Raw genomic sequence first — 13,452 nt, 5'->3', positions numbered from 1 at the left:
GTGCTTAGAAGTTGGCGCCGAAACTCAACGCGACGAAGTCGCGGTCATTCACGGTGCTGTAGTCGCCCCCGAAGAAGTTGGTGTAGGCCAGGCTGGCGGTGTAAGTATTCTGGTACTCCGCGTCGAGCCCCAGACTGATAGCTTTGCGACCTTCCTCGAAGTTAGCGCCAGGACCTGGCGAGTACCCTTTGACGTCGTGGGACCAGGCCACGTTGGGTTTGAGGTTTACACCAGCGAACACATCCGGGTATTCCCAAATTGCGCGACCGCGATAGCCCCAGGAGTTGGCTGTGGTGAAGCCGTCGTTGTTGCAGTTGGAGGTCAGGTTGCTGGCATCGGTGCCCGCCCCTGCGCCGCCGATAGTGCCGGCGTTGAGAACCTGGCAGGTGCTCTGTCCACCAGGGGTGGCCGGCAAGGCGCCAGGGCCGAACACCGGGTCACGACCGTAACGCAAATCCGACTTGCTCTCCAGGCCGCCCACATGGGTAATCCCGACTTCCCCTACAAGCGTCAGGCGACTGGCGCCCATGACTTGATCGAAGAAATGCGTGAAGGTGGTCTGGAACTGAGTGATTTCCTTGCGACGATAGCCATGCATGTCCTGTCCAGGTACCCCATTGAGCAGGGATGCATCGGTAAAATTGCCGCCCAAGCGCCGCACACCGGAATAGAGGATATCGGTACTGTTCAACTGAACCGGCGCATTCGGCCGATAGCTCAGCTCACCACTCCACGCGGTCCCCGTCGGTAAGGTGGTAGAGAAGCTCAAGCCATACAGACGGATGTCTTCCGGATACTCTACGAAATATTTCGAGTTACCAGCGATCCACACCGGTGCCAACGTACCAAAGCCTGGGGCGATGTCGTAGGCCGACTGAGGTGCCGCAGTGGCGCTGAAGATCGGCGCACGACTGTGGTAGTTCATGAAGTAGGCGCCGAACTCGGTGTCCAGCGGCTCGAAGTTGTAATGGAAGGCCGCACCGAACTGGCCGCTGTCGCGGGCGTCACGGTCGCCACTGCGGCGCACCAGCGCACCCTCTTCGTTGACATCGACGCCACGTGCCTGCATCGCGGCTAGAGCCCCGCGCCCCGGAGCAGTCGCAGAAATGGTCGAACGTTTGGCCAGCAGGCGCAGGTTGTCGTTACAGCCATCAGAGATGTTGTCCGGCTGCGAGAAGAAGGTCCCGCAGTTATCGGTAACGGTCTGGTCCCATTCCAACTGATAGAAGGCTTCTGCCGACAGGTTTTCGGTCAAGTTCTGAGAGATATAGAACATGTTGACCGGGATCAGCCCTTCCTTGACCTCGGCACCGGGACGGCGGAACGCTGCCACATCGATCGGGTTGATCGAGTTGATACCGCCACCGATAAAGGTACTTTCACCCCAGCTCACCACCTGTTTACCGAAACGAACAGAGCCCGGCTCATCGGCAATGGAGTAGTTGTGGTAGATAAACGCGTCGAGAATCTGCCCGCCAGAGGACTTGGCGCCCTCTTTGCGGTTGTTATCGCTGATGTCTTTAAACGGACGGCTTTCGTCTTTGAGCTCAAAGTCATACCAATACTTGCCGCGCACAAACACACCGGTATCGCCGTACTTCAATTCAAGGTCATGAATACCCTTGAAGATCTTCGAGAAGGTCTCTCCTCGTTTGAAGTTCAAGTGACCGTCGTCGGTGGTCTGGGACAAGCCCTTACCGCCGTTGTTGACACCGATCAGGTCACGGTTGGCCTTGGAAGTACTCCAACTCGCCCCCACCGAAAGCGACGAGTCAAAACTCCCTTCGATTTCACCGATATTGAAACTGACGCCGAATGCGGGCCCGGCGAGCGTAGAGGCGAGGCTGACGGCCAACGGCAGTCTTGCCCGGCGCCAGAACTGGTTTACTGAGGTCATCGACGCTACTCCATGTGCATTATTGTTATGGCAGTGAGTTCTTTTGTGATGCTTGTAACGGCCGGAACACAACGATTCCAATGCCGCCTGGCAACTGAACCTCCATGGCCCGAAGCGACGCATCCTTGAAAAACTCATGGTGGGACTATAGCCAGCAGGGGGTACCGCTTGATCCCTCTAAAGTGTGATTTGCATCACCGACCCGTCTGCCACAGCCCTTTCGCCATGTCGGCGAAGGCCGACGCGGTGAGGATGGCTGAAAATCGGCAAATCACAAGTAAAGCCGCAAGATAGAGCATTGCCGTGCCCGAGGGGGCACGGCGAGAGGCGTCAGAGGGTCGACAGGAAGGAGCTGTTGTTGGCCTGCCATTCGATGATGTCGATGCGGATACGTTTTTTGTCGAGCTTGCCGACGCTGGTCTTGGGAATTTCCGTAACAATGGCGATCTGGCTCGGAATCGCCCATTTGCTCAAATGGCCCAGTTCGACAAAAGGCTTGAGGTGTTCCTTGAGCTCGCGAGCCCCTATCACATGGCCATCATGCACCACCAACAGCGCAAACGGGCGCTCGCCCCACTGCGGATCGGCGATGCCCACCACCGCTACTTCGCGTACCGCCGGGTGACGGCTGACCAGGTCTTCGAGGGCCAGGGAGGAGATCCACTCGCCACCGGTCTTGATCACATCCTTAATGCGGTCGCGGATATCGATCACGCCAAACGCGTCGAGGGTGGCCACGTCGCCAGTGTGCATCCAGCCACCGGCCCACAACTCCGCGCCCTTCTGCGGCTCGTTGAAATAACCTTCGCTGAGCCATGGCGCACGCAGTACCAACTCGCCCTGGGACTCGCCATCGGCGGGCAGGAAGTTACCCTCAGTGTCCATGATCGCCGCTTCCACCAACGGTCCGGGCACGCCGGCTTTGATGCGGTAGGTGATGCGCTCGTCTTCGCTACCGGCCAACAGCTCTTCGTTGAGGTGAGCGCAGGACACCAACGGGCCAGTCTCGGACATGCCGTACGCGGCGGTCAGTTGAATCCCACGCGCCTTCGCCGCCTCATACAACGTGCGATTGAGCGCGCTGCCGCCGATGACGATTTTCCAACCGCCAAAATCCACGCCCTGAGCGGCCTTGGCGTTGAGCACCATTTGCAGGATGGTCGGCACGCAGTGGGAGAAAGTGACCTTCTCCCTGCGCCACAACTCCACCAGGTATTCCGGGTCGTAGCGACCAGGGTAGACCTGCTTGAGGCCGAGCATGGTCGCCACATACGGCAAGCCCCAGGCATGCACGTGGAACATTGGAGTGATCGGCATGTACACGTCGTTGGTGCCCAGCAAGCGCACGCTGTCGATGCTGCCCATGATGGTTGCCACGCCGATGGTGTGCAGCACCAATTGGCGATGGGTGAAATACACGCCTTTAGGGTTACCGGTGGTGCCGGTGGTGTAGAACGTGGTGGCGACGGAGTGCTCGTCGAAATCCTGGAAGTCGTACTTGGGGCTGGCAGCGGCGAGCAGGGTTTCGTACTCGCCCACCAGGCTGGGGAGCTCAGCCGTTTTTGATTCGCCGTCAGTGAGCAGCAGCGTCTTGTCGACGGTGGTGAGCTGCCCGGCGATGGCCTGGTAAAGGCCCACGAACTCACTGTTGACCAGCACAAAGCGGTCTTCGGCGTGATTCATGGTGTAGAGAATTTGCTCCGGCGACAGGCGCACGTTGATGGTGTGGATCACCGCGCCGATCATCGGGATGGCGAACATGCATTCCAGGTAACGATGGCTGTCCCAATCCATCACTGCCACGGTGTCACCGGCCTTGACCCCGGCTTCGGTCAGCACATTGGCCAAGCGCGCGACCCGTTCGATCAAGGTCGGGTAGGTGTAGCGCAGCTTGTCGCGATAGACGATTTCCCGGGTCTTTTCGTAGCGAGCACCGGACATCAGCAGGCGCTTGATCAACAGTGGATATTGGTACGCACCTTCGGCGGGGGGAATAACACGGGTCTGCAACATACGAATCCCTTTTATGACTGCACGGTCTTGGCTGAACGATCTGCACTGTAGAGCGCTTATGTTTCAGCCAAATCAGCCAAAGGAATGATTTGCAGAGGCCGAGGAATGCTAGCTTTGCGCCACTACCTTGGGCTCATGAAGATCAAATATGGGAGGGGCGATTATTTCATACTGGTAAACGCCAACTTCACCCCAATCGCAATCAACACCGCTCCCATGGTCCGATCAAACCAATGCCCCATCCGCGCAAACCCGGCGCGCACGCGCTGTTGGCTGAACAGCATGGCCACCATGCAGAACCACAACGCCGTCGCCACCGCCAGGTACACACCGTAACCCGCCTGCACGGCCAGCGGCGTGTGCGGGTTGATCACCACGGTGAACAGCGACAGGAAGAACAACGTGGCCTTCGGGTTCAAACCATTGGTCACAAAGCCTGCGGTAAACGCGCCGCGTGGCGTGCGCTCGCCCGCTTCACGGTGCAACTCGCCCTCGGCGGCGGGCTTGGCTGGCTGCGCGCGCAGGGCCTTGAAGCCGATGTACAGCAGGTATGCCGCCGCTGCCCATTTGAGTGCGTTGAACAGCACGATGGACTGGGACACGATCAAGCCAATGCCGAGCAACGAGTAACCCACATGCAGGAAAATTGCCGAGCCCACGCCCAGTGCGGTCCAGGTGCCAGCGCGACGGCCATGGGTCACGCTTTCGCGGACCACCACGGCGAAATCCGGGCCGGGGCTGGCCACCGCCAACAGGTGGATCAAGGCTACGGTCAAAAACTCGGCGGCGTACATACTCACTCCATTAAGTAACGGATTATTTCATCTGATAGGCTCGGCAGATTACGCCTTCGAACCCTGTCGCAAAAGGTACAGTTGATGACGAACAATCGCCGCGCCGCCTTCCTTGATCACCCGTCCCTGGACCTTGGGGACCTCAACCTCAGCGGTCTACGAGAGTGCTTCAGCGACCTGCAGCTGTACTCCGACACCACGCCACAGAATGTGATCGAGCGCCTGCAAGGTGTGCAGGTGGTCATCAGTAACAAGATCGCCCTCAGTGCCGAAACCCTGGCGGCCTGCCCGGAACTCAAGCTGATCCTGGTATCGGCCACCGGCACCAACAACGTCGACCTTGAGGCTGCCCGCGCCCAGGGCATCACCGTGAGCAATTGCCAAGGCTACGGTACGCCATCGGTGGCGCAGCATACGATCATGCTGCTGCTGAATCTGGCGACTCGTCTGAAGGACTATCAACGGGATGTGGCCGCCGGCAAATGGCAACAGGCCAAGCAGTTCTGCCTGCTGGACCACCCTATCGTTGAGCTGGAAGGCAAGACGCTGGGTCTGCTGGGCCACGGCGAACTGGGCGGCGCAGTCGCGCGGCTGGCCGAGGCGTTTGGCATGCGCGTACTGCTTGGCGCGATTGCGGGTCGCCCTGCCCGTGCAGACCGTGTACCTCTGGATGAGCTGCTCACGCAGGTCGACGCCCTTACCTTGCACTGCCCGCTCAACGAGCATACCCGCGACTTTATCGGCGCCCGCGAGCTGGCACTGCTCAAACCAGGGGCGTTTGTGGTCAATACTGCACGCGGTGGTTTGATCAACGAACAGGCCCTGGCGGATGCCTTGCGCAGCGGTCATTTGGGCGGCGCGGCCACCGATGTGTTGAGCGTGGAGCCTCCGGTCAATGGCAACCCGTTGCTGGCCGGTGACATTCCGCGGTTGATCGTCACACCGCACAATGCCTGGGGCAGTCGCGAGGCGCGCCAGCGCATCGTCGGCCAACTGACGGAAAACGCCCAGGGCTTTTTCAGCGGCGCCCCGCTGCGCGTCGTCAGTTGATAAACTGCGCCCCTTTTCAAGGAGCAGACTATGGATCCGCGCAGTGAAGTACTGCTTCGTCAGGCCGAACTTTTTCAAGGTAACCTGTTGTTGGTGGGCTTGCCCGCCGACGACCTACTGGGGCGCCTGCCCAACGCTCACGCCTGGTGCTGGCATGCTGGCGATCAGGCGGCGCTCGATGCGCGGTTCCCCGAGCGCAGCCAATTTGGCGTGAATGTGCCGCAGCGTAAGTTCGACGCAGCGGTGATCTTCCTGCCCAAGTCCAAGGACCTCACCGACTACCTGCTCAACGCCGTGGCCGCACGTCTGCCCGGTGCCGAACTGTTTCTGGTCGGCGAGAAAAAAAGCGGCATCGAAAGCGCCGCCAAGCAAATGATCCCCTTTGGCAAACCGCGCAAGCTGGATAACGCACGGCATTGCCAACTGTGGCAAATCACCGTGGCCAACGCGCCGCAAGCGGTGGACCTGGAAAGCCTGGCGCAAGTCTTCGACGTGCCGCTGGCCGAAGGCCCGCTAAAGGTAGTGAGCCTACCCGGCGTGTTCAGCCATGGCCGCCTGGACCGTGGCACCGAGTTGCTGCTGGAGCATTTGGACAAACTGCCCAGCGGTCATCTGCTGGACTTCGGTTGCGGCGCCGGCGTGCTCGGGGCTGCGGTAAAACGTCGCTACCCGCACAACAGCGTGACGATGCTGGATGTAGACGCCTTCGCCGCCGCCAGCAGCCGCCTGACCCTGGCCGCCAATGGCTTGGAGGCCGAGGTGCTGACCGGGGATGGCATCGACGCCGCGCCGATGGGCTTGAATGCGATTCTGAGCAACCCACCGTTCCATGTCGGGGTGCACACCGACTATTTCGCCACCGAAAACCTGCTGCGAAAAGCGGCGAAACACCTGGCAAAAGGCGGCGAACTTCGCCTTGTCGCCAATAGCTTCCTGAAGTATCAGCCACTGATCGAAGAGCATCTGGGCGTATGTGCGGTCAAGGCCGAGGGCAGCGGTTTTCGCATCTACCGTGCCAAGCGCGGCTGACGAGCGTTTGAAAAAGAAGGCTTGCCGAATGGGTTTTGCCTAGGCAGAATCCGCTCCGTCCTAGGGGAGTAGTCTCCCACGAGCGCCATGCTCGTCCGGCATACGTCAACATACTTGGTCAACAGACCATGGCGTATGCGACCCAGGAGTCCGCACAGACGGACCGGGGTTTGACAAGACCTATGACACGAACACCTTACCCGGGGCGGGAAGGCTGTACGTGTCATAGCCGTGTCGACCCGCCCTTGGAAACTTACCTGATGCTGGATTCACTACTCGTTCCTACCGCAATCGTTGCCTTGGCCGAAATCGGCGACAAGACGCAACTGCTCGCGCTCATTCTCGCTGCTCGCTTTCGCAAGCCCTGGCCCATCATCGCCGGCATCGTCGCCGCGACCCTGGCCAACCATGCGGCCGCTGGTGCCGTGGGCGCCTGGTTTGGCAGCTTCTTCTCGGATGCGGTGTTGCATTGGATCCTCGCGGCAAGCTTCTGCGCCACGGCACTGTGGACCCTGGTGCCGGACAAGCTCGATGACGACGAAGCCAGCACCACCCGCAAGTTCGGGCCATTCCTGACGACGTTGATTGCCTTCTTCCTGGCGGAAATCGGTGACAAAACCCAGATCGCCACGGTGATGCTGGCGGCGCAATATCCGGAGTTGTGGCTGGTGATTATCGGCACCACCCTGGGCATGTTGATTGCCAACGTACCGGTGGTTCTGGCGGGGAATTTTGCGGCGGAGAAACTGCCGTTGACCATGATTCGTCGACTGGCGGCTACGGCGTTCTTTGTGCTGGCGGTTGTCGCGGTGTACAAGGCCATGCAAAGCAGCGGCTGGATCTGAAAGGTGGGAGGGGGTTTGCTCCCGATGGCGGTGGGCCAGTCAACTGATGTATTGACTGGAACGCTGCTATCGGGAGCAAGCCCCCTCCTACATTTGGATCTTAATCAGGCCTTAGGACTTCTTGGCCTGCTGGTAAAGCGGCATGACCTTCGGAATCGCCGCCTGCAACGAAGCGATCCGGCTGTCGGACGCGGGGTGAGTGCTCATGAATTCCGGCGGCGAACCTTCCGATGCCTTGGCCATCTTGTTCCACAGCGTGATGGCTGCGTTCGGGTTGTAGCCGGCGCGGGCAGACAGCTCCAGGCCGATCAGGTCCGCTTCGTTTTCATTGCTGCGGCTGTTAGGCAAGGTCATGCCGTAGTTGGCCACCGTATCGGCCAGTGCCAGGCTGTCCTGGCCCAAGCCGAACAACGCACCGGCGCCCTGCTTGGCGATCTCGATACCGTACGCCTTGGACATCGCCTCACGGCCGTGCTCACGCAAGGCATGGGCGATTTCATGGCCCATCACGGCAGCCAGTTCGTCATCGGTCAGCTTGAGATTGTCGATCAACGCGCTGTACACGAAGATCTTGCCGCCAGGCCCGCAGTTGGCGTTCATCTCATCGCTTTTGATCAAATTCACTTCCCACTTCCACTGCGCCGCATCCGGGCGGAAGGTGGGCGCCTGGGCGATCAAGCGCTTGGCGATGGCCTGCACACGCTTGGCGTTGGCGCTGGTCTTGTCCAACTGGCCTTTGGTACTGGCTTCACCCAACGTCTGCTGGTAGGACTGGGCATACATCTGGTCGACTTCCTGACTCGACAGCATGCTGAACATGTATTGCTTGCGCTCAACCCCAACGGCACCGCCGCTGGTGGTGTTGACCGACTGACAACCCGCCAGCAACATCGCCGCAGCCAACACACTTACCGCCAATGTTCTCTTCATCAACACTCTCTCCCTGAAAAACGCCCATAAAACATCGCGCGTATCGTAGGCGCTCATTTGTATCGGCGCCAGATACACCAGACGTGTAACCGCTGATTTTCGGATACATCCCACAGCGATATTGAGGCTCAAGCCGGGGTCAGGCACTCTGGCCCGTTGAGCTTGGGGTCGTTGACCATGTTGGCCAGGACCCGCTCGCGCAAGGCGATGGGTTCACTGGCCAACAGGCCTTGCAACACATGCAATGGCGTTTCGGGATCGAGCCAGGCGGCCTGCCCCGCCGCGTCCAGAATCAACGGCCGGCGCTGACTCTGCGCAGCCTGGGTGACGACCGCCGTGCTCAGCCACACCTGCTCCTGCACCGGGTAGGCTTCCCAGATCGCCGCAAAAAACAACGTAGACCCCTCCCCCGGCGTCAACCAGTACGGGCGTTTGCGCTGGGTGCCGCGCCACTCGTAGAAACCGTTGGCCGGCAGCAGGCAGCGACGCTGGCGAAAGGGTTCGCGGAACATCGGTTGCTCGGCCAGGGTTTCGGCGCGGGCATGGGCGGGGGTGCGGGACAGATCGGTGAGCCACGGCGGGGTCAGGCCCCAACGGGCGCGGGCCAAGGTGTGCTGTCCTTCGTTCAGGCGCTGGATCAGCACCGAATCATTCGGGGAGATGTTCCACTGGGCCTGCTGGTCAGCCGGAAAGCCCGGCAAGGCAGCAAAGGAAGGGTTCCAGCGAAACAGGGCATAACGTCCACACATGGGGCAACACGACTCTTGGGTAAACCAGCCTACAGCCTAACAGACCAGCACGTCGGGGAAGCTGTCGGGCTCATCGCCGGGCAGGGGCTGCGCGCCGATATACGCGGTAATCAGTTCGCGGGCGTCAGCGGCCCGGTCGTTGTCCACTTCCAGGCCCAGCAGGCCAAAGATCGGCAATTCACCGGTGCCGCCGAGCAAATGGCGCCCCACCAGGTGCGCCTCGATGCCTTCGCTGGCGAGCATCTGTTGCAGCAGCTCGCCCTCCATCAGGTTTTCCGGTTCATAGATTCGCTGCATGGCTGTACCCGTTATTCGTTTTCGCTGCGAGTCTCAAGCATCCATTCGTCACCATGCACCTGCAGATCAAAAGTAATCGGCCTGCAACACACCTGACAGTCTTCTATGTAAACCTGATCACCGCCGGACAAGTCCACCGTTGTCTCGACCTCTTCACCACAATAAGGACAATCGTAGGTCGCAGTTTCCAGCATCGCAGTCTCCCAAGTGACTTGTGCGTATAATCGCCGGTCTATTTACAGGGTTATAGATCGGCTGAGCCCATTACTCAGACCGCACCCTGGTATTTCCTCTACTTACCCTAGCCGTTTCTAACAAGAGAGCATGATGGGCGAATTCGATACCATCCGACCTTACAACGACAGCGAAGTCCCGGCAGTGCTGGACAGGCTGTTCAGTGACAAGGCCTTTCTGGACATCCTGACCCACTTCCGCTTCCCGCGCTTTGCCGGCGCCCTGGGCTGGCTGCTCAAGCCGATGATTGCCCGCAAGCTGCGCCGTGAATTCGCCGGTGTCACCACCGTGGCCACGCTGCAGGACAAAGTCGAGTATTACGTCGACCACACCATCGACCGGGCGACCGACGGCGTGACCTACACCGGCGTCGAGCAGCTCAAGTCCGGCAGCGCCTACCTGTTTTTGGCCAACCATCGCGACATCGTGATGGACCCGGCCTTCGTCAACTACGCCGTTTACCACGCCGGCCTGCCGACGCCGCGCATCGCCATTGGCGACAACCTGCTGCAAAAGCCGTTTGTCAGCGACCTGATGCGCCTGAACAAGAGCTTCATCGTGCACCGCTCGATCACCGGGCGAAAGGAAAAGATGGCAGCGTTCAACCTGCTGTCGGCCTACATCAACCATTCGATCCGCAACGACTGCCAGTCGATCTGGATCGCCCAGGCCGAAGGCCGCGCCAAGGATGGGGATGACCGCACCGAGTCGGCGATCCTCAAGATGTTCCACGTCAGCCGCAAGGACGAGCCGTTTGCCGAGGTCATCCAGTCGCTGAACCTGACGCCGGTGTCCATCAGCTACGAGTACGACCCGTGCGATACCGCCAAGGCCCGCGAGCTGTATATCCGCGCCACCACCGGCACCTACGTCAAAGCGCAGGGTGAAGATGACGTGAGCATCGCGTTGGGCATCACCGGCTATAAAGGCCGCGTGCACATCAACTTCGCGCCGCCTATTACCGAGCGGTTCGAAGACACCAAGGTGCTGGCCGTGGAAATGGACCGGCAGATTCTCGGCGGTTATCGACTGTTTCCGGTGCACTACCTGGCGTACGCCCAATGGAGCGACGCCGACCCGCAATTGCAGGTGCCAAAGGCGGCCGAGGTGTTCCCGGCGGATGAGCTGGCCAGGGCGAAGGCGGAGTGGGAACGGCGCTTGAACGAATGCCCGGCGGAGCACCGACCGTTTCTGGTGGTGCAATATGCAACGCCGGTGCGTAATCAGTATCGGGTCAAGGCCGGAATCGCGCTGTAACCACCGATCAAAAAAATGTGGGAGGGCGCTTGCCCACTCCCACATTTGTTTTGCGGTGTTTTTAGAAGTGGGTGCTGAACCAGGAAATCGCCAGCCCCAACCCCAGGCAGGCGAAGCCGATTCGGTAAGCCATGCGATGCGCCCGTTCGGTGCGCACATCCAGGAACAACATGGGCTGATCGATGGCCCGGTCTTCGCTTTGTGCAGTCAACTCGGCCATGGCGCGCTGCTCGCACAAGCGGGTAACAAACAGCAGCGCCGCACCGGGGCAGGCCACCAATAAAGCCACAGCATTGATCAATAGTGCGGGCAGCGCCATCGCAAACCTCAGGAAAACAGTGTCTGGGTATCGGTTCAGATACACACCTGAACGGACAGTGGCCTGCAGCGCCTAAAACGCTCCATCCCCCATGGACGGTCAATGTATCCAGTAATTTACAGCGTCACCTGAACGTCACCTTAACAAGCCACTCTGTTGCCCTTCGAACATTCGGGAGCTTGTCATGTTGCACGCGCACAACCAGGATCGGCTGTATCTGATGGCCCAGAGCGATGAGCAGGAGGCGCTGGTCGGCGGCCTGGCGTTCAACGTGCAGGACCGCCATTGGCTGGTGTATTGCGCCCTTGGCGGGCACCAGCATGCGGACTCGCCGGAGGCCGATCTGTTGACCGGTGTGAGCATGCTGGACTTCTGTATCGACATTGCCGCGTGAAACTGAAGGCGAAAAAAAACCGGGCTCAACAATGAGCCCGGTCTTTATCTGGACAGTTACTGCGCGCTGAGCAATGAACCGATGCTTGGATCCTTGAACAGGCGGGTCAAGGCGTCACTCAGAACGTCGCTGACCAGCTTGGTGTTGGTTTCCTGGTTCGGCGACATACCGAAACGCTGGTTCAGCGATGCGCCGTAGCGGCCGCTGTAGCGACGGGTACCCGCAGTGACGTCGGACTTGAACGTTGCGCCGATGGCGGCTTCAGTCACGTACAGGCCTTCCTTGGGCGACTGGTACTTCAGCTCTGCCAAGGTGATGGTCAACTGAGGAGCGCCCGGCGCGTTGGCGCTCGGGGTGAAGCCCAGCAGGCGCACGGCCGCTTCGGCCTGGGCTTGCAGCTTGGGCAGCACGTCCTGACCGGTCACCGAGATAAGCGCGGTCTCCGGGTACAGGCCACCGCGAGAGCCCAATGTAGGCGACGCACGACCATCCACCACACGTACCGACACCGGCTGGCCGTGCCCCACCGGCGCCAGCTGCGTGGTGAGCTTGGGTTGCGGGCTCAGTTGTTGCGGGCTGTTGGCGCAGCCAGCCAGGGCCAAACTGGTCACAGTGATCAAACCGAACAACAGGCGTTGCAACATGTGCTTCTCTCCAGAAATCAGGTACCGACAGGCCGGCAGTATAACGGGGCGCCCCCGCGGGGAACTAGCATCAGTTACAACCTATGACTCATCGCCTCGGCAGCGGTTCGCTGTCACCGATATGTAATAGCGGTTACATCGGCTCGTCATCCTCGCCAGGCATGCTTGACCCTAACTTCAGGAGGTCTGTCGCCATGCAATTTCTCTGGTCACTGTTTATCCGCAAGCCCGCCCTTCGCCAGTTCGCCCGGCTTGATGCGCAAGGCCGCTGCCAAGCCTTCAAGGAATGCAGCCAGCCGCCGGTGGGTGATGGTTGGGTGGAAATCGCAGAAATCCGCCTGAGCTGGATGCACCACCCGCTGCCCACCCGCGCCCGTGTCAGCCCACGCCCAGTGCGGTCGCCGCGTCATCAGCCGTTGGCCGCCTGACCGAAGACCTAATAAAAGTCATAAAACACGCCCATTTCCCTGACGTTCTTCGCTACAATCTCCCCCCGATTATAAGGACGTCTCCTGATCGGGCCTCGCAGCATCGTTAATGCCTCGGTATTAACCCCAAGAATCGCCCACAGAGAGCCGCCCACACAGATCGAGTGAAGCTGGCGCGCTTGCTGTTTCCTTTGCAAACCACCCGCCTTTACCGAATCTGCCAGAGCTGCCATTGCGCTCGGCCACTTGAGTTGTTTGCCCGTTTTGCCGCCTGTCGGCAAAGATACTGCGGGCCAGGTGCCAGGTCGGGGCAGCCCTTTTTTGAGGTTCACGTCTTCAAAAGAGCGTGAAAAAACGGGTTTTCACAACTTCACAAGAGTGTGGCGAGCAAATGAATAGTTTGGCGTTTGTACAAGCACCATCAGCGTCTGGAACAGCCCAACCACACAGGACCGAGTGCTCCTCGACAACCGGAGCTTGAGCCTGTCCGCTACGGATTGATTGCACGAATCGCACGCTTTGACCATAAGTCGAATTGCCACAGGCGCCCATGAATGCGTTCATAGGCAGAT

Annotated in this window: 15 protein-coding genes and 1 riboswitch; of the genes, 6 read left to right on the top strand and 9 right to left on the bottom strand. The window is 59.9% G+C overall.

Annotated elements, in window-relative coordinates:
* Positions 1–4: 4 nt before the first annotated feature.
* From PspS35_RS05330 to PspS35_RS05320, 3 genes are all read right to left on the bottom strand, one after another.
* Positions 5–1,897, bottom strand: coding sequence for a DUF1302 domain-containing protein (locus PspS35_RS05330; protein WP_159933051.1), 1,893 nt, complete (start codon positions 1,895–1,897; stop codon positions 5–7).
* A gap of 330 nt (positions 1,898–2,227) precedes the next feature.
* Positions 2,228–3,910 carry a fatty acid--CoA ligase gene (locus PspS35_RS05325; protein ID WP_159933050.1) on the bottom strand — a complete coding sequence of 561 codons (1,683 nt, stop codon included), beginning with the start codon at positions 3,908–3,910 and terminating at the stop codon, positions 2,228–2,230.
* 161 nt (positions 3,911–4,071) lie between these two features.
* Entirely contained in the window at positions 4,072–4,704 is a 633-nt protein-coding gene (locus PspS35_RS05320; RefSeq protein WP_159933049.1) for a LysE family transporter, read from the bottom strand.
* Between the two features lie 84 nt (positions 4,705–4,788).
* Here PspS35_RS05320 and PspS35_RS05315 point away from each other — a divergent pair, with 84 nt between their 5' ends.
* The 3 genes from PspS35_RS05315 (at position 4,789) to PspS35_RS05305 (ending at position 7,628) form a co-directional block, all read left to right on the top strand.
* Positions 4,789–5,754 (top strand): 2-hydroxyacid dehydrogenase, encoded by a 966-nt coding sequence (locus PspS35_RS05315; RefSeq protein ID WP_159933048.1) that lies wholly within the window; start codon positions 4,789–4,791, stop codon positions 5,752–5,754.
* Positions 5,755–5,784: 30 nt separating this feature from the next.
* Positions 5,785–6,783 (top strand): class I SAM-dependent methyltransferase, encoded by a 999-nt coding sequence (locus PspS35_RS05310; protein WP_159933047.1) that lies wholly within the window; start codon positions 5,785–5,787, stop codon positions 6,781–6,783.
* Between the two features lie 51 nt (positions 6,784–6,834).
* Positions 6,835–6,954: riboswitch (yybP-ykoY riboswitch) on the top strand.
* Between the two features lie 89 nt (positions 6,955–7,043).
* Positions 7,044–7,628 (top strand): TMEM165/GDT1 family protein, encoded by a 585-nt coding sequence (locus PspS35_RS05305; protein WP_159933046.1) that lies wholly within the window; start codon positions 7,044–7,046, stop codon positions 7,626–7,628.
* A 111-nt stretch (positions 7,629–7,739) separates the two neighbouring features.
* On the opposite strand, the gene PspS35_RS05300 is transcribed toward PspS35_RS05305, so the two are convergent.
* From PspS35_RS05300 to PspS35_RS05285, 4 genes are all read right to left on the bottom strand, one after another.
* Entirely contained in the window at positions 7,740–8,558 is an 819-nt protein-coding gene (locus PspS35_RS05300) for a M48 family metallopeptidase (RefSeq protein ID WP_032886302.1), read from the bottom strand.
* 128 nt (positions 8,559–8,686) lie between these two features.
* A complete protein-coding gene (locus PspS35_RS05295; protein ID WP_159933045.1) occupies positions 8,687–9,307 on the bottom strand; it encodes an SOS response-associated peptidase in 621 nt (206 codons plus the stop codon).
* A gap of 36 nt (positions 9,308–9,343) precedes the next feature.
* Positions 9,344–9,604, bottom strand: a complete 261-nt coding sequence (locus PspS35_RS05290; protein ID WP_095183856.1) for a DUF2007 domain-containing protein — start codon at positions 9,602–9,604, stop codon at positions 9,344–9,346.
* Positions 9,605–9,615: 11 nt separating this feature from the next.
* Complete coding sequence (locus PspS35_RS05285; protein ID WP_159933044.1) at positions 9,616–9,798, bottom strand: CPXCG motif-containing cysteine-rich protein; 183 nt, start codon at positions 9,796–9,798, stop codon at positions 9,616–9,618.
* Between the two features lie 133 nt (positions 9,799–9,931).
* Here PspS35_RS05285 and PspS35_RS05280 point away from each other — a divergent pair, with 133 nt between their 5' ends.
* Entirely contained in the window at positions 9,932–11,095 is a 1,164-nt protein-coding gene (locus tag PspS35_RS05280; RefSeq protein ID WP_174244785.1) for a 1-acyl-sn-glycerol-3-phosphate acyltransferase, read from the top strand.
* A 61-nt stretch (positions 11,096–11,156) separates the two neighbouring features.
* Here the strand turns inward: PspS35_RS05280 and PspS35_RS05275 are convergent, their stop codons facing one another.
* Complete coding sequence (locus tag PspS35_RS05275) at positions 11,157–11,414, bottom strand: hypothetical protein (RefSeq protein WP_159933042.1); 258 nt, start codon at positions 11,412–11,414, stop codon at positions 11,157–11,159.
* Positions 11,415–11,598: 184 nt separating this feature from the next.
* On the opposite strand from PspS35_RS05275, the gene PspS35_RS05270 reads away from it, so the two are divergent.
* On the top strand, positions 11,599–11,808 hold the full coding sequence (locus PspS35_RS05270) for a hypothetical protein (protein ID WP_159933041.1): 210 nt from the start codon (positions 11,599–11,601) through the stop codon (positions 11,806–11,808).
* A 56-nt stretch (positions 11,809–11,864) separates the two neighbouring features.
* On the opposite strand, the gene PspS35_RS05265 is transcribed toward PspS35_RS05270, so the two are convergent.
* Entirely contained in the window at positions 11,865–12,452 is a 588-nt protein-coding gene (locus PspS35_RS05265) for a YajG family lipoprotein (protein ID WP_159933040.1), read from the bottom strand.
* Positions 12,453–12,646: 194 nt separating this feature from the next.
* On the opposite strand from PspS35_RS05265, the gene PspS35_RS05260 reads away from it, so the two are divergent.
* Positions 12,647–12,880, top strand: coding sequence for a hypothetical protein (locus PspS35_RS05260; RefSeq protein WP_159933039.1), 234 nt, complete (start codon positions 12,647–12,649; stop codon positions 12,878–12,880).
* Positions 12,881–13,452: the final 572 nt, after the last annotated feature.

The organism is Pseudomonas sp. S35, from assembly GCF_009866765.1.
Classification (GTDB): Bacteria; Pseudomonadota; Gammaproteobacteria; order Pseudomonadales; family Pseudomonadaceae; genus Aquipseudomonas.
This window is presented reverse-complemented; position numbering and strand designations above follow the sequence as displayed.

Bases quoted from the DNA above. Each gene is read 5' to 3' on its own strand.
- PspS35_RS05325 (WP_159933050.1), bottom strand. From the start codon at position 3,910: ATGTTGCAGACCCGTGTTATTCCCCCCGCCGAAGGTGCGTACCAATAT.
- PspS35_RS05260 (WP_159933039.1), top strand. From the start codon at position 12,647: ATGCAATTTCTCTGGTCACTGTTTATCCGCAAGCCCGCCCTTCGCCAG.
- PspS35_RS05295 (WP_159933045.1), bottom strand. From the start codon at position 9,307: ATGTGTGGACGTTATGCCCTGTTTCGCTGGAACCCTTCCTTTGCTGCC.
- PspS35_RS05305 (WP_159933046.1), top strand. From the start codon at position 7,044: ATGCTGGATTCACTACTCGTTCCTACCGCAATCGTTGCCTTGGCCGAA.
- PspS35_RS05290 (WP_095183856.1), bottom strand. From the start codon at position 9,604: ATGCAGCGAATCTATGAACCGGAAAACCTGATGGAGGGCGAGCTGCTG.
- PspS35_RS05285 (WP_159933044.1), bottom strand. From the start codon at position 9,798: ATGCTGGAAACTGCGACCTACGATTGTCCTTATTGTGGTGAAGAGGTC.
- PspS35_RS05280 (WP_174244785.1), top strand. From the start codon at position 9,932: ATGGGCGAATTCGATACCATCCGACCTTACAACGACAGCGAAGTCCCG.
- PspS35_RS05275 (WP_159933042.1), bottom strand. From the start codon at position 11,414: ATGGCGCTGCCCGCACTATTGATCAATGCTGTGGCTTTATTGGTGGCC.
- PspS35_RS05265 (WP_159933040.1), bottom strand. From the start codon at position 12,452: ATGTTGCAACGCCTGTTGTTCGGTTTGATCACTGTGACCAGTTTGGCC.
- PspS35_RS05300 (WP_032886302.1), bottom strand. From the start codon at position 8,558: ATGAAGAGAACATTGGCGGTAAGTGTGTTGGCTGCGGCGATGTTGCTG.
- PspS35_RS05320 (WP_159933049.1), bottom strand. From the start codon at position 4,704: ATGTACGCCGCCGAGTTTTTGACCGTAGCCTTGATCCACCTGTTGGCG.
- PspS35_RS05270 (WP_159933041.1), top strand. From the start codon at position 11,599: ATGTTGCACGCGCACAACCAGGATCGGCTGTATCTGATGGCCCAGAGC.
- PspS35_RS05315 (WP_159933048.1), top strand. From the start codon at position 4,789: ATGACGAACAATCGCCGCGCCGCCTTCCTTGATCACCCGTCCCTGGAC.
- PspS35_RS05310 (WP_159933047.1), top strand. From the start codon at position 5,785: ATGGATCCGCGCAGTGAAGTACTGCTTCGTCAGGCCGAACTTTTTCAA.
- PspS35_RS05330 (WP_159933051.1), bottom strand. From the start codon at position 1,897: ATGACCTCAGTAAACCAGTTCTGGCGCCGGGCAAGACTGCCGTTGGCC.